The following is a 24903-nucleotide window of genomic DNA, read 5'->3' as shown; positions in this document are numbered from 1 at the left end:
GGCGGGTGCCTTTCGGCGCCCGCCGCATTCTATGTTCCAGTATCGATTTCATCCTGCCAAGGCCGTCAGCTTCGACGGCAGTACCCTCACCATTGACGATGAGCGCGCGCGCCGTACGGTTTCGCTTGCCAAGTTCAATATCACTCCTCAAGGCCTGCTTTCAGCAATGGCAGCGCCAGGGGAAGCCCAGCCGGAGGTTCGACGCCTGCTGCACGAATTCCTGGTGAGGGGTCTTATTGTTGAGCACCATCCGGAACTGTCTACCGACGCTCGCCTAAGCCGCTCCCAGGGCTACCTGGCAACTCTTTGCAATGACCCCCAACGGGCGCAGCAACGCATCAGCAATCAGCGCGTTCTGGTACTCGGAGTGGGCGGCACAGGCACGGTAGTGATCCAGCACTTGGTAGCCGCCGGTGTACGCGACTTCGTGCTCCTCGATCACGACAAAGTTGAGCTCTCCAACTTCAACCGGCAATTCCTGTGGCGGTCTTCCGAGGTCGGTGCCAGCAAGCTCGAACGGACGGCAACCTGGATAGAGGAGCGCGCGGGCAATCCTGCCGTCACGACGATCGAGCAACTCATTACCAGCGGTGACGATGTGGCACAGTTGCTCCTTGACCACCCCGATGTGACCGTGGTGGCGTCCTGCATAGATACTCCTGCAGGCGCTGAACGTTTGGTTGTCGACGCCGCCCTGCGTCAGGGAAAGCCGGTGATGACCGGTGCGGTGGGAGTCGAATTCGGTCACGTAGGACCGTTGTTCATCCCGGAACACCGCCCATGCTTGGCGTGCTGGTATCCCGAAACCGCGGCCGGCAATGGTGTTACCCCGTGGTCCCACGGTGTCACCAACACGCTGATCGGTGCCCTCATGGCCCAACGTATCCTTGAGTGGGTGGTGGATCCCACGCTGGTCCGGCAGCCTGCACGCATGACCTTGGAGTTTGGTTCGCTGGACGTCAAAAGCACTCCGGCACCCGATTGTGGGCACGCATGATCCTGAGAGCCGAAGCCGAGCTTCCCCTGAAACGGGTCACCTTCCCCCCCTCGTCTTGACCACTCGTGGTCCTTCACCACCTCCGCCATGCATGCACGTCCTTTCAAGCTGCGGTCCGAAGGAACGGCCGATCCCCAGGCCGCGCACCTGCATGAGGTGGACAGCGGGGTATTCATGCTCGGGGTAGCAGAAAGTGCTTCGTGGACGGATGGCCGGCCTGTTACGCCCATGGAACTTGCCCGCTGCTTGAGGCGTGGGCTGGCCCTCACTGCTGCGCCGGACATACGGATCCTGGAAGAATCGAACGCCGGGATACGGATCGCTGCCGGGCAGAGAGCGCGGACGGTCGCAAAGTTTCTGGCTACGTCAGCTTTCTCACTGACCCCGTGCATCCGCGACACGCCCGAGCGCCATACCAGCGGGCCATTCGCCATTGCGGCAATTGACGACGGCGGCAGGACAGTTCGCCTGCGGCGGCGGGCATCCGGGGCAGCCGAAGGGGACATCAACGAGATCGCCCTGGTGGCAACCGGTTCAGTGTCCGAGGGCATGGACCTCTTCAAGAAAGGCGCACTCGATCTGACCCGCGTTTTGGGTGGGTGCTTGGATACGCGCTACGAAGGTCCCAACTCAACCGTTGATCTGGTAATGGGGCTGCGCGGTTCTCCGGGGTCGGCTATTGCAGGAACAATCGCAGCAAACGTGAACTGCGACAAGCTGGCTGCCGTTACCGGCGGAACTTATCTAACAGCCGCAGGACATATAACCAATTTGGGGCGCAAACCACGGAAACCCGGAGTTTTTACCCAAAAGCGCCTTGTTGTGCAGTACACGGACTTCCATCCGAACAGGAATGTCGCAGAAGCACTGCTGGAGCAACTGGAACCAATTGGCGTGGATTGCCAATTGCGCGCGGTGAGTTATGAGGACTATCTTCGCGGCGAAGTCCCGGCCTTCGGAGTTCAGTTGGAGATTATCGATCCCGTGTACGGCACCGGATCGGGATTTGCAGCGCTTTTACAGGCGCGTTCAACTCTGGTGTGCGGAGATCGAATCAGAGTCAAAGGACCAGTGGTCAATTCCAGGGCGGAAATTGATTGGGATCAAATTCAGTGGGGAGCAGCATGCTGAAAGAACGGGTAAGGACCGCTCAGCGGCTAAGCTTCAGGTTTCGCGACGGGAGTGTGGTGGGCGCCAACCCATCCGTGGGAGCGGTACGGCGAATCCCGCCGCCCCTGTGGACGCTGCTGCGGCAATGCGCCGAGTGGACCGAGCGTGAACACATCAGCCGCCTGCTTCACGACGGTTTGGGGGACGAAGCCCGCGCGGCCGATATCCTGGCAGCCTTGATCAGTGAGGGGTTCCTCCTGGAAGAAGGCTCACCGGCGGCGCAGGCTGAATCGACGTTCCAGGCCTCTTGGCCCTTTGGGGAAACAACGGCCGATCACCACCTGGTGACCCGCAGCCTTCGCTTCAGCGACGACCGGACCGAGGCTTTGGAGTTCGGCCGCGCACTCCGCACTCATGCCGATGATGACTTGGCCCCGGGCGTCCCTGAGGGCGCTCCTGCCGTGGACCTACCACCCGAATCACTGTCGACTGAGCTTAAATCAGTACTTGAACGGCGGCGGAGCAGGCGTGACTTCACCAGCGACCCCGTCAGCTTGGACCACTTGGGCAGCCTCTTGTGGGCTGCGGCCGGCATACAGGGGTATCGGCATGCACCCCAGCGTCCCCCGCTGCCCCTCACCTATGCCCCGAGCGCGGGCGGGCTGAACGGCGCGGACTGCTACGTTATCTCGCGGAATGTCCGGGGCCTTGATACGGGCGTTTATCGCTACCGTCCCGCCGCCAACGCTTTGGAGGTAGTGTCCGGGGAAGTCAGGGCAGACCCCATGGTTTTGTTGGGGAACCAACGGTGGGCAAAGACTGCTGCGGCCATCATCGTTTTTGTGGGTGCGGCTGAACGCACCGCGTGGAAGTACAGCGCCGCGTCAGGCTTCAATGCCCTCCTGCTGCAGGCCGGGCATATGTCCCAGAATGTGCTGCTTGCTGCCGCGGACAAGAGCCTGGGTGCAGTACCTTCGAACGCCATCCATGTGCCGGACATGGAAGCGGAGCTCAAGTTGACCACAGGCGAGCAGATTGTCCTCTCCAGCGTCAGCATCGGCCATATCAGCGGCGCCGAATCAAGCTATGAGGAATATGCTGCTGGGAATCTGGAACTTCTCCGTAAAGCTGCCGGCGAATGAGCGCCGCGCAGCGGACGGTAGCGGCCGGCGAATCCCTGGTTCCCGCAGTTATCGGAGCCTTCTTCGAGGGACCGCATTATGTTTGGGATGGCCCTCCCGCAACAGCTTTGGAGAAAACCACTGGAATCACGCTGGTAACTGGCCCCAGCGGCTGCGGCAAGTCGTCCATCCTCAAGCGGGTGCTCCAGGACGAACCATCATGGAGTCTCCTGCCCGGGCTTGATCCGAGTGTGCCGTTGATCGATCAGATCCAAGGGAGCTTGGGCGAGCGCATCGCGCTCCTCGCCCGCTTTGGACTGGGAGATGCGCAGGTGGTGATCAGGCCCGCTTCATGGCTTTCGGATGGTCAGCATTTCCGTGCCCGGTTGGCGTTTGCAGTGGCCAGCGGTGCACGGCGAATCCTGGTGGACGAGTTCCTTTCAACAGTGGACCGGGCTGCCGCGTCCGTGGTTGCCCACAACCTGCAGCGTATTTGTCGCCGCCAGGGCATAGACCTCTTGGTCGCCACCGCTCACGGCGATCTGGAGGACGCTTTGGCACCGGATCGCACCATCCGCGTCCGGGCCAACGACACTCCCTTGGTCCAGGAATACAGCGGCCATGCGCCGTGGGCGGTGGGTGAGAAGATCGACGTCGGACACGGCACCTTTGATGACTTCACGCGCCTTCAGCGCTTCCATTACTACCCCCACCTTGACTTCAATCCGGAGCAGCGGGAGGTCAGCATCGTCGCTGCCACCTTGGACGGCGAACCCATTGCAGCGCGCTTGTACTGCGCTCCTTATCCCCGCACCTGGGCGGCCGCAGTTCCTGAGTTTGCTCGAATTAACCTGGCTTTGACGTTGGGACAACGGTTGGTTGTCCATCCTGTGTACCGGGGCATCGGCTTGGCGCGCCGGGTGACGGATGCCAAGTGGTCTCCCCGGGATCTCATCTACACCCGGTCCGTCATGAGCCGCCACACGGACATGCATTCATCCTTGGGATACCAGCGCCACGAACCACTGACCAACGCCCTGCCGGAGCAACTGACCGGCTCCCTCCGTACCGATGCGCTCAGGACGCTGGTGACGGAGTACGCGGACTATAAGTTGGTCATGGGATCCCCTGCTTCCAAAGACCAGGTTGAAGAGGTGGCGGGGTGGTTCGCCCGGACCTTGGGCGGACTCACCGATGAGCAACTGGCAGCAAGTACCACCAGCACCTTGATGGGCGGTTACGTTCTCAGGAAACACCGCCCGGACACCATCACAACACACAGCACCCAGGAGTAAACCCTTGCCCGAAGCAACTCAAACAAGCGATGCCTCCAGCGGCACCTCCCGGACGCCTGGCTTGGCCAGGACCGGTTTCTACAGGCTCTGGGTGGGTGACTTTGTTTCAAATGCAGGCTCGGCCATGATGGCCTTCGCAGTCCCGGTGATTGGGGTGACTTTCCTGAAGCTCGACGCCGCGCAAGTGAGCTGGGTGGTGGCGGCCGGGTTGTCTGCTCCGCTGTTTATTTCCTTGTCCGCCGGAGTGATCGCCGACCGCTCCCGCCGCCGGGTGCTCCTGCATCTCTGCAACGCCGGCCGTTTTGTGGTGTTTGCCGCGCTCCTGGCTTTGATGTTGGCCGGGTCTTTGAACTGGCAACTGTTGGCCATAGCACTGTTCCTGGTAGGTGTACTGACCCTGCTTTATGAAAGCTCAATGGCCGCTGCTGTGCCATCCGTTGTTCCCCGGCCTTTGTTGATCAGGGCAAACTCCTGGATCGAAGGCGGATTGTCGGTCACAGAGTCCGGAGGGGCTGCTGTTGCCGGCATTATCATCACAGTTCTTGGTGCCCCGTTCATTGTGGCCGCCAATGCGCTCAGCTATGTCTTCAGTTCACTGATGCTCATCCGGCTTCCCTTGGACAGGGCGTCAGCCGAGCAAGCGGAAACCGTCGAACCGGAGCACGGAGTCCTCCGACGGCATCTGCATGACATCCGGCTCGGATTCAGCCTGCTGTGGAAACAGACCCCCCAGCGTGTGGTCCTGCTTGCCGCTACGGCCTATAACTTTTTCGACTCCTGGATCCTTGCGGTCTTTGCTGTTTATGCGCTCACTGTGCTGGGCATGAACCCGGCACTGCTGGGACTGGTCTTTGTTATCCCGGCGGTGGTTGGCATTCTTGGCTCCGCCGTGACTGACCGCCTGACCCAGCGGGCCCATCTGGGTCAGGTCCTGACCGTTTCCTTCTCCGTCATTGCCGTAGCAGGGCTGTGCTTGCCGCTTACCGCCACGGCCCATGGGATCGGCGCCGCCATCATCACCACCATTGTCTTCGCAGTTTTCGAACTGTGCATTGTGGTCAACATGATCATCGGACGCTCCATGCGGCAGGCCCTGTTCCCGGAGCGCCATCTGTCCAAGATCGCGGGGACAGCACGGTTCGTCTCGTGGGGCGTGGATCCCATTGGCGCTCTGGCAGGTGGAGCTGTGGCCGCGTTGGCCGGAACCCAAGTGTCGGTGATCGCAGGAAGCTGCGGATTCGTTGTGGGCGCCCTCATCTGCTTGTCGAGCCGGCAATTGCGGGAGTTCCGTCGACTCCCTGACGATCATGGTGGGCCGGACTCCGGAACAAACCAAGACAAGGGGACCCGCCAAGGCGACGGGGCCCAGCCCAAGCCGTTGCCTGCCTCCTAAGAACCTGGAACTAAACGAACGCGGACTTCCCCGTCACAGCCCGGGCCACGATCATCGAGTTGATCTCGTAGCTGCCCTCGTACGTGTAGAGGATTTCGGCATCCCCAAAGAGCTTGCCCATCTCATAGTCCGTGGTGATCCCGTTCCCGCCCAGCAGGGAACGGCCCATCGCCACGGACGATCGCGCGAGCCGGGTAGTGGTGGCCTTGCACATGGCCGCCTGGACCATTTCCAACTTACCGGCCTGCTGGATCCGGGCGAGCTCCACCATCATGGACAGTGACGCATTGGCGTTGCCCAGGATATCTGCGAGCTGTTGTTGCACCAGCTGGAATCGGGCCAGTTCCTTGCCGAATTGTTGGCGTTCCAAGGCGTAGGAACGGGCAATATCAAACGCAGCCAGTTGAATGCCGGCTGCCTGCCACCCAACCCAAGCCCGCGAATCACGCAAGAGCTCGTTGGCGCGGGAAAACCTTGTGGCTCCGGGCAGCAGGTTCTCAACCGGAATGCGGACCTCGTCCAACACGATGTCCGCATTCTGCATAATGCGCAACCCTATCTTGTTGGAGATTTTGGTGGCCTTGTACCCCGGGCGGTCTGTCTCCACAATGAAGCCTTTAATCTGGTCATCCTCGACGTCGCGGGCCCACACCAAGGCGAAGTCGGCGATGGTCCCGGCCCCGATCCAGCGCTTGGCACCGCTGATGACCCATTCACCGCCGTCGCGCCGCGCCGTCGTCGACAATCCTCCGGCGATGTCCGATCCGTGGTCGGGTTCCGTGAGGGCGAAAGCCCCCAGCTGGGTGAGGGCTTCAAGGCCGGGCAGCCAGCGGCGTTTCTGCTCCTCCGAGCCCAAATGGTGGATCATGCCCACAATGAGCTCGTTGTGGATACCCACCAGCGCGGAAAGGGACACGTCCGCGCGGGCAACCTCGGTGTACATGAGGCCTTTGAACAGTTGGGAGGACCCGTCCGTCTGGAGTGCACCCAGCCCGTACTTCGCCATGTCGGCCAGCAAGTCGAAGGGGAATTCCTCGCGGTTCCAAAAATCAATGCTCTGGACCCTGGTGGAGGCTTGCAGGAACTCCCGGACTTCCAGATACCGCGACCGTTCCCCCGCCGGCAGCAGGTCCACCACGTGCATCAAGTCCACTTCCGGATAAGGAGGCTGGACTTTCTCTGGTGCCATTCCGCTTGTGGCGGTACCGGCAGCTTGGTTGTCGAGCATTGGACCCCTTCGTCATGTGCCATACAGGCCCGTCATGTCCCGCGCCCGCGCTTCCAAACCCTTGGATGTCCTAGTATATTGCAAGGTGATGTGGATCACTAGGAGTGAGTCCGGGTGTAACATTCCGGACGGCGAAAGGCGGACTATGACAGTCACAGACGACTTCCGTGCAGCCCGCAACCGGCTGCTGGAACTGCGCAACGATTACCGGCAGGCGCACGCGGAATTCCAATGGCCCCGCTTTGAGGAGTTCAACTTCGCGCTGGACTGGTTCGATCAGCTGGCCGCCGATGACGCCACAGCCAACAAGCCGGCGCTGGTGATTGTTGAACAGGACGGCACCTCCACCCGACGCACCTTCAAGGAACTCTCAGTGAGGTCCTCACAGCTGGCCACCTGGCTAAGAGGCCAAGGCGTGAAGCGCGGGGACCACATGATCATCATGCTGGGGAACCAGGTTGAGCTGTGGGAACTGATGCTGGCGGGCATCAAGTTGGGAATCGTCATGATTCCCACCACCACCCTCATGGGTGCCCGCGACCTCCAGGACCGCGTGGAACGCGGCGGTGCCCATTGGGTGGCAGTGGGCAGCGCCAACATCGGCAAGTTCGCCGCCGTCGACGGCTCCTACACCTTGCTGGAGGTCGGCGCGGAACCCACCAATGCAGAGGCACTGCAGTACGCGGACTCGTACGACGCCAGCACGGACTTTACGCCGGACGCCCCCACCAAAGCGGACGACACACTCCTGCTGTACTTCACGTCCGGAACCACCTCCCGCGCCAAGCTCGTGGAGCACACCCACACTTCCTACCCCGTGGGCCATTTGTCCACCATGTACTGGATCGGCTTGGAGCCCGGCGACGTGCACCTGAACGTCGCCTCCCCGGGCTGGGCGAAGCACGCCTGGTCCAATGTGTTCACCCCCTGGATTGCCGAGGCCTGCGTCTTCATTTACAACTACGAACGCTTCGACGCAGCTGCCCTCATGAACCAGATGGGCAAGGAAGGCGTCACCAGTTTCTGCGCCCCTCCCACAGTGTGGCGAATGCTGATCCAGGCCGACCTCACCCAGCTCACCACGCCGCCGCGGAAGGTGGTCTCTGCCGGCGAACCGTTGAACGCCGAAGTGATCGGCCAGGTGGAAAAATCCTGGGGCGTCACCATCCGCGATGGCTTCGGCCAAACCGAGACCACCGTGCAAATCGCCAACACCCCGGAGCAGCCGGTGAAGATCGGTTCCATGGGGCGTCCGCTGCCTGGTTACGACGTTGTGCTGGTGGACCCGAACACAGGAAAGGAAGCCAACGACGGCGAACTCTGCTTGCGCTTGGACCCACGGCCCGTGGGGCTCATGAAAAGCTACTTCGGCGATGAAGCGAAGACGGCCGAGGCCTTCCGTGATGGCTACTACCACACTGGGGACATGGCCAGCCGGGACTCCAAGGGTGTCATTACGTACGTGGGCCGGGACGATGACGTGTTCAAGTCATCGGACTACAGGCTGTCCCCGTTCGAGCTGGAAAGCGTCCTGATTGAGCATCCGGCGGTGGCCGAAGCAGCGGTGGTCCCTTCTCCCGATCCGGTGAAGCTGTCCGTTCCCAAAGCGTTCGTCGTGTTGGCTGCGGGCTATGACGCCGGGCCCGCCGTGGCGGAGGACATCCTGAAATATTGCCGTGAACACCTGGCGCCGTTCAAACGGATCCGGCGGATCGAGTTCGGTGAATTGCCCAAGACCATTTCCGGCAAGATCAGGCGGGTGGAGCTTCGGGGAACCGAGGTTTCCCGGCATGGCGATGGGCCGTTGCCAGCCGGGCTGGGCGTTGAATACACCGAGGAAGAGTTCCCGAATCTGAAAGACTAGCCACCCGGACACAGCAAGGAGACCCATGGGCACCCCACTCCCCCGAGACCCCATTGCCGACGCCCAGCGCAACTGGGAACGGCATGGCTGGGGCAATGTTGCCGCGCCCATGGCTGCGATCACTGCCATCATGCGCACCCAACAGATCCTCCTGGCGCGCATTGAGACGGTCCTCAAGCCTTTCGGGCTGACTTTTGCACGCTACGAACTGCTTGCGCTGCTGAGTTTTGCCCGCAGCGGCGCGCTGCCCATGAACAAAGCGAGCGCCCTCCTGCAGGTGCATCCCACCTCGGTGACCAACGCCGTCGACCGCTTGGAAAAGGCAGCTTTGGTTGTGCGGTCACCGCATCCAACAGACGGGCGCACCACCCTGATCGAGCTCACCGCAGAGGGCCGCACGCTCGCCAAGAAGGCCACCGCGGCGCTCAACGCCGAGGTTTTCGGCCAGTCCGGTTTTGGCGACGACGACGTCGATCACCTCATCCGCGTCCTGGGGACCTTCCGCAGGGATGCCGGAGATTTCACGGAGGAATAGCGGAATCTCTACGTTCTGAACGGGAGATGTCCCGGCAGGGGTGGGGCCTTTGATTGGTACGTGTGCCCGGTGGGCGTGGTGACTTCCAACGTGTGCACGTCGGCATGTACGGCTCGGATGGCCCAGCCGGGGTGTTCTTTGGTGTGGTTGCATGCTTCGCAGAGTCCTGCGCCGTTGGCGAGGTTTGTTTGCCCTCCGAAGCGCCACGGAACCACGTGGTCGATGTGTCGGATGGGCGCATCGCAATACGGCGTCCGGCAGGTATCGTCGCGGGTTTCGATGAAGCGCCGTAGCCGACCGCTAAAGAACCGGGCTCTGGAGTCTGTGCCAAGTAGCTCTCCCGTGGACGGCGCGGTATACAGGCGGCGAAGCCAGACAGAGAACTCCTGGTCCTGGGCCGGCCGCTCCGCGCCAACAACGGTTCTGGCCCATTCTGCCGGGACGATTCCGTAACCCTGAAGCCGGGCTGGTTCGCTGTCGCCTTGGAAGAGAGTGCGGTCGGTCATGACAAGGTTCAGGTTGATGCCTGAAATCCCGCCCGGGGTGCCGGTGACGCGCTCCACCAGGGTGTCGGCCATCAGTTGACCACGACCCCGGCCGTCCCCGCTGGACCGACCTGGATCCCCTGCGGAACGGGCCGAATCAGCGGCCCGAGTCAGCGCGGCGTAGACCGCCACCCCTTGGGCGACCGGAAGCAGCGCGGTCAGGTAGGTCATGGTGTCCGGCGCCGGACGCAGACTCACGGTCCGTTCACTCGCGGCACGGCTGGCACGGCCGACCACCGAGCGCGGATCCCTCCGATACGCAGCAGCCTTGGCCGCCGCAACGATCGCCTTGTCTCCCTTCCCATCAAAGGTTCCGGCATCGGCGGCGAGCTCCTCATCCACCGCACACCGGTCCTCCGCGGATAAGCACGCCGTTTCCCTGACGAGCAGCGTGGCACGCCATTCATTCAAGTGCCCGTACTGTAGAGCAGCCAAAGTGCGCGGCATCTCCATCACAAGGGCCTTCGCAAAGCCAAGCAGCCGAGCCCCGCGGTTCGGGGATTCCCCCCGGGCCAACGCCACCTGGGCACCCACCCCCTGGCCACGCTCCGAGGCAGGAACGCCTGCCTCAGCCTGTTCAGCACGCTGGGAAAGATCAAAGGCCACAGCTACCCGCGCCTGCAAAGCGGAGATAGACGACTTCATCTCCTCCAGGACCCGCAACTGATTGATCAAATCGCTGCTAACGGTGCTGGCCGGAACGGTGGCGGGCTTCGGGGAATGGGTTACCCCGGGAGTGCGCCCAAGCGCCATTACTGCGCCCGACTGCCTCTCCACACTTCGCACCATGTCCTTACTCTGGCACCAGGCACCGACAAAATAAGGTCTGCGATCGCAACGGGAGTCCAGCGACTGCCGCCAAGTATGGGAGTCCCTGGGAGGGTGGTGCGGACTTCCGAGCCGGGCACGGTCTCCTGCGCGAGCACCAGAGCGTCATCCCCGGCCCGCTGGCACAGCACGCTGCTAGGCTCCGTAGCTGATACCTCAGGAGGAAACATCGTGGGCTTTGCCGAAGAACTCAAGAAAACCTGCGCCCAGGACTGGGACGCATCAGTCAATCATCCATTCGTGGACCAACTGCTGGACGGATCCCTGGGCGATGACCACCTGCGCGGCTACCTCGTGCAGGACTACCAGTTCTGCGATGCCTTCACAGCCCTCCTCGGCCAGGCCGTCGCGTCGGCTCCTTCATTGCCCTCTCGGTTGGTGTTCGCCGGGGTACTCGGGGCTTTCGCTTCTGACGAGAACACGTACTTCCAGGATTCCTTCGAGGAACTGGATGTGCCGGAAGCAGACAGAACAGCGCCCGCTCTGGGCACAGCCACGCGCGACTTCGATGCCCTCATGCGCAGTGCCTTGGCCACCCGTTCCTACCCGGAAGTCCTGGCAGTCCTGCTGGTTGCCGAGTGGCTGTACGGCGACTGGGCTGCCCGCGCCGGTGATCCTGACACTTGGCCGGCGCAGGCAAAGCATGCCGAGTGGATCCGCCTCCACAACAACCCCGGATACAACGCATGGGTGACATGGCTCCGCGACGAGTTTGACGCCGTCGAGCCCTCCTCGCCGCAGCAGCGGCAACGCGTGGCTGTGACGTTCGCCGAAGCCGTGCGGCTGGAACGCGCGTTCTTCGACGCGGCGCTTGTCCCGGCCTAGGACTTCTGGAGCCGTTGACCTACTGGGCGGCGGAGGTGAAGGCGAAGATCAACGCGGAGCCGAGGGACAGTACGCCGATTCCGTAGCCAACAGCAAGGGCTGCGAGGGCGAAACCGCGTCCCCGTTCACCGCGCTGCTGGATCTGGTTCAACGCGACATGACCTGCTCCCACCACGAAGATGGCGATGGCAGCCATGCCTGCGAAGAACAGGCCAACGATGGCCAGTACTGCCATCGCTGCGGCCACGATGGCGGTGCGGTTGACCGGCTGCACACGCGTATCGGTCTGCACAGGCGTATCGGTCTGCACAGTGTGAACGATCTCCGTTGACATGTTCTCTCCCCATTCGTCAGTGCCCCGAGTTTATCCACGCAGCACTCAAATCCAGGGCTGCCCCGCCTGTGGCGTCTGAAGTCGTTGTTGGCCCGCAATTCCGTGGTTGGCCAACAACGGAATAGCGGGTTGGCAATGGGTTTGGTGCGGGTTATTGGTGTTTGAACTGAGGCTCGCGCTTTTCCGTGAAGGCTGCCATTCCTTCCTTCTGGTCATCCGTGGCGAAGAGCGAGTGGAACACCCTGCGTTCAAAGACCACGCCCTGCGTAAGGCCCATCTCGAAGGCTGCGTTCACGGTTTCCTTGGCCACCATCGCGGCGGGCTTGGATTTGGAGGCGATGACTTCCGCGGCCTTGATGGCCTCATCAACCACCTCAGCGGCAGGAACCACACGGGACACCAGGCCGGAGCGTTCGGCTTCTTCGGCGTCCATGAACCGGCCGGTCAGGATCATGTCCATTGTCTTGGCTTTGCCCACGGCGCGGGTGAGCCGTTGCGAACCGCCCATTCCGGGAATCACTCCAAGGTTGATCTCGGGCTGGCCGAACTTTGCGTTGTCGCCGGCAATGATGATGTCGGCCATCATGGCCAGTTCGCAGCCGCCGCCCAATGCAAAACCGGACACTGCCGCGATCACGGGTATGCGCAGCCGGGTGAGGTCCTCCCAGTGCCGGAACCAGTCCGCTGCGTACATGTCCATGTAGGTGTTGGAGGACATCTCCTTGATGTCGGCGCCGGCTGCGAAGGCCTTCGCAGAGCCCGTGATGACCACGGCACCTACCCCAGGGTCACGGTCCATGTCCGTCACGGCAGCCACAAGCTCGTTCATCAAGGCGGTGTTCAACGCATTCAGGGCCGCCGGCCTGTTCAGTGTCACCACGCCCACGCGTCCCCGGCGCTCCACCATTATGTTCTGAAACGTCATGCTCTCCCTCTCGTCACAAGCTTCCAAGCCTTCAATCTGTCACACGGATTTGTCGCGGATATCAGTGATGATCCCGGAGAAGTCCCGCCCGGCGCCTTCTCCTGCGGCGAAAGCGTCGTAAATCCTCGATGCCAGCGGCCCCATTTCCGCCGCCACGCCGGTGCTTTCCAAGGCGTTCAGTGCCAGCCGAAGGTCCTTGGCCATCAGCGCTCCGGCGAAACCGGGCTGGTAGTCGCGGTTGGCGGGACTGGTGGGGACGGGACCTGGAACAGGACAGTTGGTGGTCAGAGCCCAGCACTGGCCGGAAGCGTTGGACGCAACATCGAACAATGCCTGGTGGGTGAGGCCAAGCTTTTCGCCCAGCACAAAGGCCTCCGCCACGGCAATCATGGAAACGCCCAGGATCATGTTGTTGCAGACTTTTGCGGCCTGCCCGGCGCCATGGTCTCCGCAGTGGACAATCCTTTTGCCCATGAGCTCCAGAATGGGCTTTACGGTCTGGAAGTCCTCCGGCAAAGCACCCACCATGAAGGTCAGGGTCCCGGCCTCGGCGCCCACGACACCGCCGGACACAGGTGCGTCGACGGAACGGTGCCCGGCATCCACGGCCAGCGCGGCAGCCTCACGGGCTTCGTCCACGTTGATGGTGGAGCAGTCCAGGAACAGCGTGTCCGGCTTCGCAGTGGAAAGCAATCCCGGTCCGTCCACGCCCCGATACGCGTCCAGGACGTGTTTGCCGCTGGGCAGCATGGTCAGCACAACCGATGCCCCGGTCACGGCTTCAGTCGGGCTGGCTGCCATGGGAATCCCGTGGGCAACAGCCGCCTCCACGGCCGCGGGCACGGGGTCATACCCGATCACCTGGTGCCCGGCCTTGAGGAGGTTTGCGGCCATGGGCCCGCCCATGTGCCCCAGCCCCAGGAAGGCGATCAGGCCGGTTGCTGCAGCGTTCTCTGTCATGGGGTCTCCTTCAACTGACTGGAATGGCTGGACGGGTTGGATACGCTGGACAGGCCCAGTTCGCGCTCGTCCAGCGAGGCAAAGTAGCCCTCGACGTCGGACTCATGGACGTCCGACAGGGTGGCCGGCTTCCACTGCGGGTTGCGGTCCTTGTCCACCACCTGCGCGCGGATTCCCTCGCGGAAATCGGGCCCGGCCAGGCATCGCAGGCCCACCCGGTATTCCTGGTCCAGCGCTTCTTCCAGGCTCATCCCCCGGACGCGTCGCAGGGATTCCAAGGTGACCTTGACCGACGTCGGCGACTTAGCCTCGATGGTGTCCGCCGCGGCTGCTGCCTCGTCACCCAAGGTGCGCAGGCTCCGGACGATTTCCTCCGCGTCATCGTGGGCGTAGGCGGCGTCAATCCACTGCCGCTGCGCCGCCAACGCCGAGCCCGGCGCCGCTTGGGCAAAACGTTCGACGGCGGCCTCCGCCGTCGAGCTTTCCAGCGCCTCCGCCAGCGCGGGGAGGCTTTCGGACGGCACGAAGTGGTCCGCGAGACCGAGGAACAGCGCGTCTGCACCGGACAGGTGGGCCCCTGTCAGGGCTGCGTGGATTCCTGCTTCCCCCGGTGAGCGGGACAGCAGCAGCGTGCCGCCGACGTCGGGCACAAAACCGATAGTGGTTTCCGGCATCCCGGTCCGGGTCCGTTCGGTGACCACCCGGACCGAACCATGCGCCGAAATACCCACCCCGCCGCCCAGGACCAAGCCATCCATGAAGGCCACATAGGGCTTGGGGTAGTGCGCGATCAGCGCGTTGAGCCGGTATTCGTCCGCCCAGAACTCCGCCGTTTCCGTTCCGCCGTGCAGCATGTCTTTGTAAATGGCCACGATGTCGCCACCGGCACACAGCCCGCGATCGCCCGCACCACGCACCACAACGGTGGCAACGGCGGGGTCGTCGGCCCAGTCCGTCAACTGGCTGAGCATCGCTTTGACCATCCCTGCGTTGAGTGCGTTGACTGCCTTGGGGCGGTTGAGCGTGACGATTCCCAGGTGGCCGCGGCGCTCGAACAGAACTTCTTCCTCTACCTCTTCAGCCCCCATTAGCTGCCTGCCGGCATCACGAAGCTTGCGCCCTGGCGAATGCCGGAAGGCCACCGGGACGTCACGGTCTTGGTCTTGGTGTAGAAGCGGAAGGCGTCGGCGCCGTGCTGGTTCAGGTCACCGAAGCCGGAGGCCTTCCAACCGCCGAACGTGTAGTAGGCGATCGGCACGGGAATGGGAACGTTGATTCCCACCATCCCGACTTCCACGCGGCTGGCGAAGTCGCGGGCGGAGTCGCCGTCGCGGGTGAAGATGGCGACGCCGTTGCCGAACTCATGCTCGCTGCAGAGCCTGAGCGCTTCGTCGTAGTCAGCCGCGCGCAGCACGCTGAGGACCGGGCCGAAGATCTCTTCCTTGTAGATCTTCATGTCCTTGGTGACGTTGTCGAACAGCGTGGGACCAACCCAGAATCCGCCGTCGTAGCCGTCCACGGTGAGTCCACGGCCATCGGTGACCAGGGTTGCGCCTTCTTCCACGCCGGACTGGATGTAGCCCTCGATCCTCTCCTTGGCAGAAGCGGCCACCACAGGACCGAAGTCCGAGTCCTTATCCAGGCTGTGTCCCACCTTGAGGTCCTTGATGCGCTCGGTCAGCTTGGCCACCAGCGCGTCTGCGGTTTCCTGGCCCACCGGAACGGCCACCGAGATCGCCATGCAGCGTTCGCCGGCGGAACCGTACCCCGCACCCATCAGGGCGTCGGCAGCCATGTCCAGATCGGCGTCGGGCATGATCACCATGTGGTTCTTGGCCCCGCCAAAACACTGCGCGCGTTTGCCGTGCGCTGCGGCGGTGGCGTAGATGTACTGGGCGATCGGCGTGGACCCCACAAAGCCAATGGCCTTGACCCGCGGATCTTCCAGCAGCGCGTCTACGGCTTCCTTGTCCCCGTTGATCACGTTGAACACGCCGTCCGGAACGCCGGCCTGGCTGTAGAGCTCCGCCAGGCGCAGCGGAACGGAGGGATCACGCTCGGAGGGCTTGAGGATGAACGCGTTGCCCGCCGCGAGTGCGGGTCCCGATTTCCAGAGCGGGATCATGGCCGGGAAGTTGAAAGGGGTGATGCCTGCGACCACGCCCAGCGGCTGGCGCAGGGAGTGGACATCGATCCCTTGGCCCGCGTTGTCCGAGAATTCGCCCTTGAGCAAATGCGGAGCACCGGCGGAGAACTCCACCACTTCAATCCCCCGCTGGATATCGCCTTTGGCGTCGGCGAAGGTCTTGCCGTGCTCGGAGGACAGGAGCGTGGCGAGCTCGTCCATGTTCTGGTTGACCAGGTCCACGAACTTGAGCAGGATGCGCCCCCGGCGTTGCGGGTTCATGGCTGCCCACTCGAGCTGGCCCTTCCCGGCATTTGCGACCGCGTCGCGAACCTCGTCCGCGCTGGCCAGGGGAAGCCGCGCCTGGACCTGGCCAGTGCAGGGATCGTAGACGTCACTGAACCGCCCGGACGTGCCGTCGATCCTCTGGCCGCCCACGTAATGGGAAAGCTCACGCACCATGGTGAAATGCTCCTTTGCATCGTGAATGACTGCCGTGCCGCCGGGGCTGGGCCCGAGCGGGGGAACACGTGACCAATTGTGATCCAGGTCATCTCTGACCCTGAATATACTCGGACTTCCTACTAAATTCCAGAGGAGGCGATTCCGGTGCCCGGCGCTCCCTCCACAACGTCCGTGCGGGCAGGCCACTGACCCGTGACCTTATGGAAATCAATGGCCCTCATCAACGGCGTCACGTCATATGACCGGATGTTCAGGCTGAGTTTCACACCCTCTGCCGACCTCACCGTGAGGAACGGCTGTCCCTTCATGGTCACCACGGAATACTGGACGATGTCGCTGTACTGGAGGACATGTTCTGCACCGAGCACGCTGCGGAAGGCCACCTCATGGGCCCTGGAGGCTATGTAGAAGTTGCGGTACATAAAGAGGAAAGCCAACCCGCCCAGGACGATGGCCACCGCAGCGATTCGGGCACCCAAGGGGGAACGATCGTAGGTGAACGAAACCAGGCTCATGAGAAGACCCACGCTCAGGAAGAGCCACCCCACAAAGGGAACAATTTTGGGCATGCGGACCCGCTCCGGGTACTCCTTGGACCTGTTGGGGTGTTTCCTGGCCCACCACGCAATGGCGGCGATGAACACCGCAGTAAACAGTGCCAGCAGGATTTTCAGAAGCAGTTCGGTGGACATCAGGCCAGCCTACAAGCGGCCCGCGAGCACCGCCCTAGTGGACTTCCCGCATACCCTTGTACGCCTCCAGCGCCTCGGCGCGGGTGGTCTTCAGGTCCACAATGCCTTCCGGGTAATCGGGCGTGCCGAACTCCGGAATCCAATGCGCAATGTACTTGCCCTGCGGATCAAACTTGGTCCGCTGCGACTCAGGGTTGAAGATCCTGAAGAACGGCGAGGCGTCAGCTCCCGAACCGGCGACCCACTGCCAGTTGGCCGGGTTGGACGCAGGGTCGGCATCCACCAGCGTGTCCCAGAACCATTGCTCGCCCAGCTGCCAGTGGATGCCCAGGTTCTTCACCAGGAAGCTCGCAGCAACCATCCTGACACGGTTGTGCATCCAGCCGGTCTTCCAGAGCTGCCGTTGGCCGGCGTCCACCATGGGGAATCCTGTGAGGCCCTTCTTCCACGCCTGGAATTCCTCCGGGGCCGACTCGTGGCCGGGGTGCTTTCCGTGGTCCCCGTTGCTGCCCGGCCAAGCCCAAGGGAAGCGATCGAACTCGGACCGAAGGTTGGCGGTGGCCAGGGTGGGGTTGTGGAAATACTGATGCCAGCAGAACTCGCGCCAGCCCAGCTCCGAAGCGAAAATCGAGGCACTCTCCGAGCGCCGGTTCTTCAGGGCGTGCCACACCTCGAAGGGGCTGAGCTCGCCCCACCGCAAATACGGCGAAAGGCAACTGCTCCCGTCCGTGTCAGGGCGGTTGCGGCCCTCGCTGTAGCTGGAGAGGCCATTGCCCACGAACTCCTCAAGGCGCTTGTGGCCACCCGCAGAGCCGGGAATCCACATGTCCGCCAGGCCACCGGCCCAGTCGGGCCGGGTGGGCAGGAGATGCCAGGAGTCCAGTTGGTCATAGGCAGGCAGGGTGCCGGAGTATCCGTGGCCAGCCTCCGGGACTGCCAGGGGTTCCCGGAAATCCTGGGCCGAGATGGTCCGCCAGAACGGAGTGAAGACCTTGTACTGGCCACCGGTTTTGGTGGTGACCTCCCACGGCTCATGAAGCAGCGACGCCTGGAAACTTGAGACGTGCAGGCCTGAATCGTTAGCCCACTGCTTGATACCGGCGTCGACCGTCCGCTCAGCCCCGCCGTACCGCCGGTTCCAGAACAGCGCGCCGGCGCCCACCGTGGAGGCGGTCTTCTGCACGACCTCCGCCGCAGGGCCGCGGCGGAGTATCAAAGGGATACCCAGCCCCTCAAGATCCTCGCGGAGCGCGGTCAGCGAATGATGCAGCCACCAGCGTGAAGCACCGCCGTGGGGGCGGATGCCCGGCGATTCCTCGTCCAGGACGTACAGGGCTACGGCTGCGCCGTCGTCGACGGCAGCCCGCAGCGCTGGATTGTCGGCGACCCTGAGGTCGTCGCGGAACCAAACGATGGATGGCTTCACATTGTCCTTTCAGCGGGCACCCGGAGACGGAAACAGCCCATGTCCCTTAAGAAATACTAGGGGCATGGGCTGTAAGTCCGCTGTCAGCGAAGGTCAGGCGATGGAAGCCACCGCATTCTCATGGTCGCCCAGGAGTACCGGGGCCGGAGCTGTGGCCGTCTCCGTCCACATGGGAACATTGTTCACCACGTAATCCCTGGCTGCCGCGCCCACCATGGTCATTCCAACGTAGACACGCTGGCCCGTGGGATCCTTTTCCGGCTTCAAGCCTTCCAGGGTCAATGCTGTTTTGAACGCTGAGTCAGGGATGGGAACCTTGCGGCCGAGGACGCACCAACTGATATACAGTCCGTAGAGAGTGTCGAAGTCCAAGCCCTTATCGGTGTCGTCTTCGAACACCACGGACTCACTGAGAAAAATACTGATCTGGGTGTCGGTCATTATTAAGGGGCCTCTTCTTAGAGAAGTAGGGGCCGCCGGGCTGCATCAGCGAATGTCCTAGTTCCTCACTATAGCCCTCATCCGCTTCAAGTGCTCACGGAGGAGGGTTAACTTTTGGTGGAGGGATGGGGCGGTCTTGCGCTGCGTCAGGCGTCAATCACCAGATCCGTCTGTGCCGTGGAGCAGCAAGGAAGGAACTTACCGGCCTCGATCTCCCGTGCGCGGATACCGCCCTGGTGGTTCATCTCGATCTCTCCGGAGACCTTGACCACCTTGCAGGAGCCACACATGCCCTCCTTGCAGTTGGCACCGATCCTGACCCCCGCCCGCTGGGCTACCCCCAGGATGTGCTCCGAAGGATCGATCCGGACGTTGATGCCGGTCCGCATGAAGGAGAGCGTGAGGCTGCCGGTGCCCACGGTGTCGAAGGTGGACGCATCAGGGGTCCCCGCAGCGGGAGCTGCGGCAGCGCCGACGTCGGACACCTCTGTTGGCGCTTCAGCGTCCGCGGCCTCCAAGGGCAGCCCGGAGGCTTCCAGGGTGCCGTCGGCATCGTAGCCGGGCTCGTAGAGACCAAACGCCGCAGGCTGGCTCTCGAAATAGTCCTCTGCGGAATCGGCGATTTCCTCCGCGATTTCTTCTGCGATGTCAGCGGCGAGCGCAAGCTCGGACTGGTATTCCAGAAGGGTTTGGCGGTCCCCGGTGAAGAACTCCATGTAGATGGACGTGTCGTCCACGCCCACGCTTTTCAGGAGCTCGGTGGCCCTGTTCAAGTAGCCTTCCGGTCCGCAGGCATAAACCTGCCGCCCATTGGCATCCGGCGCCACCTCCTCGAGCATTGCCGCTGTCAGGCGTCCGCTGAGGCCCTCCCAGCCATCGGGTTTGTTGCGGTCGCCCAGGGAGTAAAAGACCTTAATGCGCGAATCCACCGAGGCGATGTACGCCAATTCGCGGTGAAACGCGAAGCCGCCTGCCTCGGAGCCGTGATAGAGCACCACAACGTCAGCCTGTCCCGGCAAGGAGTGGATGGTGCGCACCATGGACATGATGGGGGTGATCCCGGCGCCGGCGGCCAGCAGAAGGTACCGGGCGCGCCTGTCCGCATCCGGCAGGTGGAACGCCCCTACCGGACCCAGCATTTCAAGGACAACGCCGGGCTTGATGTTCTGGTGCACCCACGGCGAGACCAATCCCGTGGGATCGCATTTGACCGTGATGTTGAAGGTCCAGGGTTCGGTGGGGGAACTGGACAGCGAGTAGCTGCGGTCCGCCGGATCCTGGTCCGGGCCATTGACCGGGAAGGCAACGTTGACGTACTGCCCGGCGCGGAATGCCAACGGAGCACCGTCGCAGCGACGGAACACGAAGGTCATCATGCCGCCCACCTCCGGGACGGTCTCCACGCATTCGGCCATGAACTCTTGAGGATGCCACGGGCCCAGGGCCCGGGCGGCCCGGGCAGGTGCCTCGCTGCTTCCCATCACACGGTTCCATGGCATTTCCAGCCCAAGGATTCGTTGCGGTTCCTGGACTGCCGTGCCAGGAAGGACTTCCATCATGCCAAGTGCTCCTGCACCCGCTGGACGTACCAGTTGATGAACGCTTCAACCTGGTATTCGCTCTTCATGTACGGGCCGGGCTCGTAGGCCGGGCTTCCGGCGCCCGTCTGGCAGAGCTCCACAAAGGCCTTGTCCTGGAGGTTGGTCTGCTTCCATGTGTAGGTGAGCTTGTCCAGGTCGTAATCCACGCCCTCCACCGCGTCGTCCGCAACCAGCCAGGTGGTGCGGACCAGCGTTTGGTGTTCGTTGATGGGGAAGACTCCAAACGTGATGACGTGGTCACTTTGGAAGTGGAACCAGCTGTTGGGCTGCAGGTGCATGGAGCAGCGGCCCAGCCGGAAGTCCCGCAAATCGCCCAGGAGTTTTTTGGAAAGCCGGCGGCCGTCCGGCGAGAAGGACTCCCCCTCGCCGTCCAGGGATTCGCGGGAAATGCGGATGCCGGCGATCCGGGTGTCCAGTTCTTCCACGACCTCGTAGGGAAGGCCGTAGCGGCGGCAGCGCTCTTCCAGGGAGGACTGGGCTTGCTTGTTGCGTTCCCAGACTTCCTCCAGATGGGTGGGGATCAGCCCTTCGGTGAGGCCCCAGGTGGGGAAGAGCGAGCAGGCGAGTTCCGGGTGGCCATCGCAGTGGTAGCACTCACGGTTGTTCTCCATGACCAGCTTCCAGTTGCCTTCTTCAACAATGTTCTGCTGGTAGGCAATCTTGGTTTTGGCGAGGTCGTGCGGCGCAAGGTAGGGCTCGAAGATCTTGGCTGTTTCATCAAAGTCGGCGGGCGGCTCGTCGGCGACGCACACGAAGATGAGGCCGGCAACAGTGCGGCTGTGGGCGCGCTTGAGGCCGAAACATCCCTTGTCGAACGTGGTCTCCCCCGGCGCCGAGGCGTGGATCAGGTCGCCGCTGGGAGCGTAAGTCCACGAGTGGTAGCCGCACACCAGGTTTCCTGTTGATCCCGTGGATTCCGTGAGTACGCGGGCACCACGGTGACGGCACACATTGTGGAGTACGTTGACCCCGCCGTCGTCGTTGCGCAAAACAATCAGGGAGTAGGGCCCGTAATTCACGGTGATGTAGTCGCCCGGCTCGGGAAGCTCGGCGATGCTTCCGGCGAAGATCCAGTGCTGGCCAAAGATGGCCTGCATGTCGACCCCAAAGACGGTGGGGTCCGTATAGAACGGCGCATCCAGGGAGTAACCCTTGCGCCTGAAGTCAAAGAGATCGTTGATCTCCGCCATCTGCTCTGCGGGGACAGATGATTTCAATTTTCCCCGTTGAGTGGGGGCGACGTTCACTGGAGCAGTCATGGGTTCCTCCCGGGAGGCTGGGGTAGGTGTGCATTCATTGGGGGATCGCCGGCGCATCATCGCACCCGGCGTGATCGAAGTCTTCGTAGTTCGAGATTAGGGATCCGCCCGCTGCAACAAAAGCGCAACATATTGGAGATAACCATGCACTTTCCCTGCATGATTGGATGATGATCGATCCACGGCTCATTACCCTCCGCGTATTCGCGCGCTGCGGCACTGTGGGGGCCACCGCCGAACTCACCGGATACTCGCCCTCCGCAGTCTCCGCGCAGTTGCGGGAACTCCAGCGCATGCTCGGAATGCAGCTGCTCACCAAGGACGGCCGCGGGGTTCGCCTCACCGCCACGGGACGCTTCCTGGTGGCCGGCTCGGACGCCTTGATCACCGAGTGGGAGACCTTGAAGGCCAACGCCATGGAAGCCGGGGACCAGGTTCAGTCGCGGTTTGGCCTGGGCGGGTTCTCGACGGCGGCAGCCCAGTTGCTGGCGCCCCTCGCCGCCGCTTTGCGCACCACGCGGCCCCAGCTGGAGGTGCAGGTGCTGGAGGCCAACCCGTCCCGGTGTTTCGATCTATTGGTGGCTGAGCGCATCGACCTTGCCGTGATTGTTGCCATGCAGTCGGATGCGCACGTTGAAGACGATCCCCGGTTCGAACAAACCGTCCTCCTGGACGATCCGCTGGACGTCATCATTCCCGGCGACCACCCGCTGGCTGCACGGGAATCGGTGACGCTGGAGGAACTGGCTTCGGAGCCGTGGATTACCGAAGCGGCCGGCTCCACCTACCATTCCCTGTTCACGGCAGCATTCACCGCGGTGGGCGTTACGCCCCGGATAGCGCATGAGGCCGTGGAGTGGGAGACCCAGATCGCCTTTGTGGGCGCGGGCCTGGGTGTTGGCCTGCTGCCACGCCTGGCGCCGCTGCACAATGCCGAGAATGTGGTCCGGCTCCGCCTCACCGGGAAGGGAAAACCTGCGCGCCGGATTGTGGCCGCCGCCAGGAGGGGCAGCATCTCATCCCCGCTGATCCAGGAATCCCTGGGCATCCTGCAGGCCAACGCGCAACGCATCCTGACCGCGCGGCCCAGCGACGACTTTCTGGAGAGAAGGGTCTGGGGTCCCTAGGCAACGCCTGGATTCCCTGGGGAGGATCCCGGGCAGTGACTTATGCGGCGAACAGCGCCTGGCGTACGGCCCGCTCAAAACCGGTCACGTGGTCCCGCGCCAATTCCGCAGCCTTCTCCTCGTCGCCGTCGATCACTGCCCGGAGAAGGTCCAGGTGCTCACGGACGTGGTGCTCCAGGTTGGGAAGACGGTCCAACACCAGGCACCAGATGCGCGTGGCCAGGTTGTCGTAGCGGATCAGGGTATCTTCCAGGTGGGGGTTGGCTGCGGCGGCGTAGATCCCCTGATGGACGCTGGCATCCAGGCGGAGGGTCTCCACCACCGTCGCCTTGCTGACGTCAAAGTCCTCGACGGCGGCCATCACCTCCCGAAGCTTCTGCCGCGTGGCGGGGGACGCCACGCGTGCAGCGCGGGCGGCCGCCAAGGGTTCCAACTGCGTCCGGATCTCGGAGATGAACGCCAGGTCCGTCACCTCCACCCTGGTGGCAAACGTCCCCCTGCGGGAGTAGGTGACAACAAGGCGGTCCAGCTCCAGCCGCTTCAGGGCTTCCCGCACCGGGGTCCGCCCAATGCCGAGTTCCCTGGCCAGCTGTTCGTCGTTCAGGAGGTCGCCGGGCTTGATATCCAGCATGAGGAGCCGGTCCCGCAGCCGCTCGTAGGCGGTATCAGCAAGGGATTTCCTGCCGGCATCCTCTACCTGCGCCAGAGTTTCAAACACCACGGTGACCACATCCTGCCCCACGTCCGGAAATCTATTGACCTCGTCTGGGGACCAGTATACGCTGATTCCCAATCCTAATATATCAGTCGATAACGTAGGAATATATCTAGGGAGGAAGCGTGACCCTCATGGCATCACACCCCACAACCACACTTCCCCGGCCGGACGGGCTCAATGAAGAGCAGGCCAGCCAGGAACAGCAGGACCGGAAGTTCGTGCTCACATTGTCGTGCGTCGAACGCGCCGGAATCGTCCAGGCCGTCACCACTTTCCTGTTCGATCGCGGCTTCAATATTGATGAGCACCAGCAGTTCGACGACGGCATCCGCCAGACCCTGCACCTCCGTACTGCGTTTTCCGGCTCCCCGGACTTCACGCCGGAGCGCCTCGAAGAAGAATTCAGCGCGATTGCTGAGCGCTTCGACATGAAGTTCAGCTTCCACGACCAAACCAAGAAGCGTGTCCTGGTGATGGTCTCCAAGTTCGGCCACTGCCTCAACGATCTTATTTTCCGTTGGCGCGGCGGGAGCCTTGGCGGGGACCTCGTGGCAGTGGCCTCGAACCACGAGACCCACCGTGCCATGGCCGAGGCCGCCGGACTTCCGTTCATCCACATCCCGGTAACGGCTGACACCAAAGCCCAGGCCGAGCAGAAGCTGCTGGACCTTGTGGAGGAGTACAACGTGGACCTGGTGGTCCTGGCCCGCTACATGCAGGTGCTCTCCGATGACCTGTGCAGGGCATTGGAAGGGCGGGCCATCAACATCCACCACTCGTTCCTGCCGGGATTCAAGGGCGCACGCCCCTACCACCAGGCCTACGACCGCGGCGTGAAGCTGGTGGGCGCCACTGCCCACTACGTCACCGCTGACCTGGACGAGGGGCCCATCATTGAGCAGGAAGTGATCCGCGTGGACCACAGCTACGGCCCCACTACGCTCTCCACTGTGGGCCAGGACGCCGAGGCCCTGGCGTTGTCCCGCGCCGTCAAGTGGCATTGCGAACACCGCGTACTGCTGGATCAGACCAGCACCGTGGTTTTCCGCTAAACCCCACCCCAGCAGACTCACACCCCACACTTCAGCA

At 62.9% G+C, this 24903-nt stretch carries 23 protein-coding genes; 10 read left to right on the top strand and 13 right to left on the bottom strand.

Going from position 1 to position 24903, the window contains the following annotated elements:
* The first annotated feature begins 31 nt into the window (after nucleotides 1–31).
* The 5 genes from JOE60_RS02270 (at nucleotide 32) to JOE60_RS02250 (ending at nucleotide 5916) form a co-directional block, all read left to right on the top strand.
* Complete coding sequence (locus tag JOE60_RS02270; protein ID WP_167265307.1) at nucleotides 32–997, top strand: HesA/MoeB/ThiF family protein; 966 nt, start codon at nucleotides 32–34, stop codon at nucleotides 995–997.
* A gap of 228 nt (nucleotides 998–1225) precedes the next feature.
* Entirely contained in the window at nucleotides 1226–2128 is a 903-nt protein-coding gene (locus JOE60_RS02265; protein WP_167265309.1) for a hypothetical protein, read from the top strand.
* Between the two features lie 56 nt (nucleotides 2129–2184).
* Nucleotides 2185–3249: a nitroreductase family protein gene (locus JOE60_RS02260; protein WP_167265311.1), complete on the top strand. Its 1065-nt coding sequence runs from the start codon at nucleotides 2185–2187 to the stop codon at nucleotides 3247–3249.
* Nucleotides 3246–4523, top strand: a complete 1278-nt coding sequence (locus tag JOE60_RS02255; protein WP_167265313.1) for a hypothetical protein — start codon at nucleotides 3246–3248, stop codon at nucleotides 4521–4523. The genes JOE60_RS02260 and JOE60_RS02255 overlap by 4 nt, the downstream gene beginning before the upstream one ends.
* A 4-nt stretch (nucleotides 4524–4527) precedes the next feature.
* Nucleotides 4528–5916 (top strand): MFS transporter, encoded by a 1389-nt coding sequence (locus tag JOE60_RS02250; protein ID WP_167265315.1) that lies wholly within the window; start codon nucleotides 4528–4530, stop codon nucleotides 5914–5916.
* Nucleotides 5917–5926: 10 nt separating this feature from the next.
* Here the strand turns inward: JOE60_RS02250 and JOE60_RS02245 are convergent, their stop codons facing one another.
* Nucleotides 5927–7144: an acyl-CoA dehydrogenase family protein gene (locus tag JOE60_RS02245; protein ID WP_167265317.1), complete on the bottom strand. Its 1218-nt coding sequence runs from the start codon at nucleotides 7142–7144 to the stop codon at nucleotides 5927–5929.
* 145 nt (nucleotides 7145–7289) lie between these two features.
* Between JOE60_RS02245 and JOE60_RS02240 the strand changes: the two genes are divergently transcribed.
* Both JOE60_RS02240 and JOE60_RS02235 read left to right on the top strand, forming a co-directional pair.
* Nucleotides 7290–9008: an AMP-binding protein gene (locus tag JOE60_RS02240; RefSeq protein ID WP_204814812.1), complete on the top strand. Its 1719-nt coding sequence runs from the start codon at nucleotides 7290–7292 to the stop codon at nucleotides 9006–9008.
* A 25-nt stretch (nucleotides 9009–9033) separates the two neighbouring features.
* Entirely contained in the window at nucleotides 9034–9543 is a 510-nt protein-coding gene (locus JOE60_RS02235) for a MarR family winged helix-turn-helix transcriptional regulator (RefSeq protein ID WP_167265322.1), read from the top strand.
* 8 nt (nucleotides 9544–9551) lie between these two features.
* On the opposite strand, the gene JOE60_RS02230 is transcribed toward JOE60_RS02235, so the two are convergent.
* Nucleotides 9552–10841, bottom strand: a complete 1290-nt coding sequence (locus JOE60_RS02230; protein WP_239528934.1) for an HNH endonuclease — start codon at nucleotides 10839–10841, stop codon at nucleotides 9552–9554.
* Between the two features lie 246 nt (nucleotides 10842–11087).
* Here JOE60_RS02230 and JOE60_RS02225 point away from each other — a divergent pair, with 246 nt between their 5' ends.
* Nucleotides 11088–11741, top strand: a complete 654-nt coding sequence (locus JOE60_RS02225) for a TenA family protein (RefSeq protein WP_167265326.1) — start codon at nucleotides 11088–11090, stop codon at nucleotides 11739–11741.
* Nucleotides 11742–11760: 19 nt separating this feature from the next.
* Here the strand turns inward: JOE60_RS02225 and JOE60_RS02220 are convergent, their stop codons facing one another.
* The 10 genes from JOE60_RS02220 to JOE60_RS02175 form a co-directional block, all read right to left on the bottom strand.
* Nucleotides 11761–12075, bottom strand: coding sequence for a DUF4190 domain-containing protein (locus tag JOE60_RS02220; protein WP_167265328.1), 315 nt, complete (start codon nucleotides 12073–12075; stop codon nucleotides 11761–11763).
* Between the two features lie 151 nt (nucleotides 12076–12226).
* On the bottom strand, nucleotides 12227–13000 hold the full coding sequence (locus JOE60_RS02215; protein WP_167265330.1) for an enoyl-CoA hydratase: 774 nt from the start codon (nucleotides 12998–13000) through the stop codon (nucleotides 12227–12229).
* Nucleotides 13001–13039: 39 nt separating this feature from the next.
* Nucleotides 13040–13960 carry a 3-hydroxyisobutyrate dehydrogenase gene (gene mmsB, locus JOE60_RS02210; protein ID WP_167265332.1) on the bottom strand — a complete coding sequence of 307 codons (921 nt, stop codon included), beginning with the start codon at nucleotides 13958–13960 and terminating at the stop codon, nucleotides 13040–13042.
* Complete coding sequence (locus JOE60_RS02205) at nucleotides 13957–15048, bottom strand: enoyl-CoA hydratase/isomerase family protein (protein ID WP_167265334.1); 1092 nt, start codon at nucleotides 15046–15048, stop codon at nucleotides 13957–13959. The genes mmsB and JOE60_RS02205 overlap by 4 nt, the downstream gene beginning before the upstream one ends.
* Nucleotides 15048–16547 carry a CoA-acylating methylmalonate-semialdehyde dehydrogenase gene (locus JOE60_RS02200; protein WP_167265336.1) on the bottom strand — a complete coding sequence of 500 codons (1500 nt, stop codon included), beginning with the start codon at nucleotides 16545–16547 and terminating at the stop codon, nucleotides 15048–15050. Before JOE60_RS02200 ends, JOE60_RS02205 begins: the two co-directional genes overlap by 1 nt.
* 122 nt (nucleotides 16548–16669) lie before the next feature.
* Nucleotides 16670–17242, bottom strand: a complete 573-nt coding sequence (locus tag JOE60_RS02195; RefSeq protein ID WP_239528792.1) for a hypothetical protein — start codon at nucleotides 17240–17242, stop codon at nucleotides 16670–16672.
* A gap of 34 nt (nucleotides 17243–17276) precedes the next feature.
* Nucleotides 17277–18668, bottom strand: coding sequence for an FAD-binding domain-containing protein (locus JOE60_RS02190; protein WP_167265338.1), 1392 nt, complete (start codon nucleotides 18666–18668; stop codon nucleotides 17277–17279).
* 93 nt (nucleotides 18669–18761) lie between these two features.
* Complete coding sequence (locus tag JOE60_RS02185; protein ID WP_167265340.1) at nucleotides 18762–19109, bottom strand: hypothetical protein; 348 nt, start codon at nucleotides 19107–19109, stop codon at nucleotides 18762–18764.
* Between the two features lie 146 nt (nucleotides 19110–19255).
* Nucleotides 19256–20668: a ferredoxin reductase gene (locus JOE60_RS02180; RefSeq protein WP_167265341.1), complete on the bottom strand. Its 1413-nt coding sequence runs from the start codon at nucleotides 20666–20668 to the stop codon at nucleotides 19256–19258.
* The gene (locus JOE60_RS02175) at nucleotides 20665–21969 is read right to left on the bottom strand and encodes an aromatic ring-hydroxylating oxygenase subunit alpha (RefSeq protein ID WP_167265343.1); all 1305 of its coding nucleotides are present in this window, start codon (nucleotides 21967–21969) and stop codon (nucleotides 20665–20667) included. The genes JOE60_RS02180 and JOE60_RS02175 overlap by 4 nt, the downstream gene beginning before the upstream one ends.
* Before the next feature lie 170 nt (nucleotides 21970–22139).
* On the opposite strand from JOE60_RS02175, the gene JOE60_RS02170 reads away from it, so the two are divergent.
* On the top strand, nucleotides 22140–23096 hold the full coding sequence (locus JOE60_RS02170; RefSeq protein WP_167265345.1) for a LysR family transcriptional regulator: 957 nt from the start codon (nucleotides 22140–22142) through the stop codon (nucleotides 23094–23096).
* 40 nt (nucleotides 23097–23136) lie between these two features.
* On the opposite strand, the gene JOE60_RS02165 is transcribed toward JOE60_RS02170, so the two are convergent.
* Nucleotides 23137–23817, bottom strand: coding sequence for a GntR family transcriptional regulator (locus JOE60_RS02165; protein ID WP_167265738.1), 681 nt, complete (start codon nucleotides 23815–23817; stop codon nucleotides 23137–23139).
* Between the two features lie 128 nt (nucleotides 23818–23945).
* Here JOE60_RS02165 and purU point away from each other — a divergent pair, with 128 nt between their 5' ends.
* Entirely contained in the window at nucleotides 23946–24866 is a 921-nt protein-coding gene (purU, locus tag JOE60_RS02160; protein ID WP_208381418.1) for a formyltetrahydrofolate deformylase, read from the top strand.
* Nucleotides 24867–24903: the final 37 nt, after the last annotated feature.

The sequence above is a fragment of the Paenarthrobacter ilicis genome (assembly GCF_016907545.1).
Taxonomy (GTDB): Bacteria; Actinomycetota; Actinomycetes; order Actinomycetales; family Micrococcaceae; genus Arthrobacter; species Arthrobacter ilicis.
This window is presented reverse-complemented; position numbering and strand designations above follow the sequence as displayed.

Bases quoted from the DNA above. Each gene is read 5' to 3' on its own strand.
- JOE60_RS02195 (WP_239528792.1), bottom strand. From the start codon at position 17,242: ATGTCCACCGAACTGCTTCTGAAAATCCTGCTGGCACTGTTTACTGCG.
- JOE60_RS02220 (WP_167265328.1), bottom strand. From the start codon at position 12,075: ATGTCAACGGAGATCGTTCACACTGTGCAGACCGATACGCCTGTGCAG.
- JOE60_RS02180 (WP_167265341.1), bottom strand. From the start codon at position 20,668: ATGATGGAAGTCCTTCCTGGCACGGCAGTCCAGGAACCGCAACGAATC.
- JOE60_RS02255 (WP_167265313.1), top strand. From the start codon at position 3,246: ATGAGCGCCGCGCAGCGGACGGTAGCGGCCGGCGAATCCCTGGTTCCC.
- JOE60_RS02235 (WP_167265322.1), top strand. From the start codon at position 9,034: ATGGGCACCCCACTCCCCCGAGACCCCATTGCCGACGCCCAGCGCAAC.
- mmsB (WP_167265332.1), bottom strand. From the start codon at position 13,960: ATGACAGAGAACGCTGCAGCAACCGGCCTGATCGCCTTCCTGGGGCTG.
- JOE60_RS02200 (WP_167265336.1), bottom strand. From the start codon at position 16,547: ATGGTGCGTGAGCTTTCCCATTACGTGGGCGGCCAGAGGATCGACGGC.
- JOE60_RS02265 (WP_167265309.1), top strand. From the start codon at position 1,226: ATGGAACTTGCCCGCTGCTTGAGGCGTGGGCTGGCCCTCACTGCTGCG.
- JOE60_RS02245 (WP_167265317.1), bottom strand. From the start codon at position 7,144: ATGCTCGACAACCAAGCTGCCGGTACCGCCACAAGCGGAATGGCACCA.
- JOE60_RS02205 (WP_167265334.1), bottom strand. From the start codon at position 15,048: ATGGGGGCTGAAGAGGTAGAGGAAGAAGTTCTGTTCGAGCGCCGCGGC.
- JOE60_RS02240 (WP_204814812.1), top strand. From the start codon at position 7,290: ATGACAGTCACAGACGACTTCCGTGCAGCCCGCAACCGGCTGCTGGAA.
- JOE60_RS02175 (WP_167265343.1), bottom strand. From the start codon at position 21,969: ATGACTGCTCCAGTGAACGTCGCCCCCACTCAACGGGGAAAATTGAAA.
- purU (WP_208381418.1), top strand. From the start codon at position 23,946: ATGGCATCACACCCCACAACCACACTTCCCCGGCCGGACGGGCTCAAT.
- JOE60_RS02185 (WP_167265340.1), bottom strand. From the start codon at position 19,109: ATGACCGACACCCAGATCAGTATTTTTCTCAGTGAGTCCGTGGTGTTC.
- JOE60_RS02170 (WP_167265345.1), top strand. From the start codon at position 22,140: ATGATCGATCCACGGCTCATTACCCTCCGCGTATTCGCGCGCTGCGGC.
- JOE60_RS02215 (WP_167265330.1), bottom strand. From the start codon at position 13,000: ATGACGTTTCAGAACATAATGGTGGAGCGCCGGGGACGCGTGGGCGTG.
- JOE60_RS02270 (WP_167265307.1), top strand. From the start codon at position 32: ATGTTCCAGTATCGATTTCATCCTGCCAAGGCCGTCAGCTTCGACGGC.
- JOE60_RS02230 (WP_239528934.1), bottom strand. From the start codon at position 10,841: ATGGCGCTTGGGCGCACTCCCGGGGTAACCCATTCCCCGAAGCCCGCC.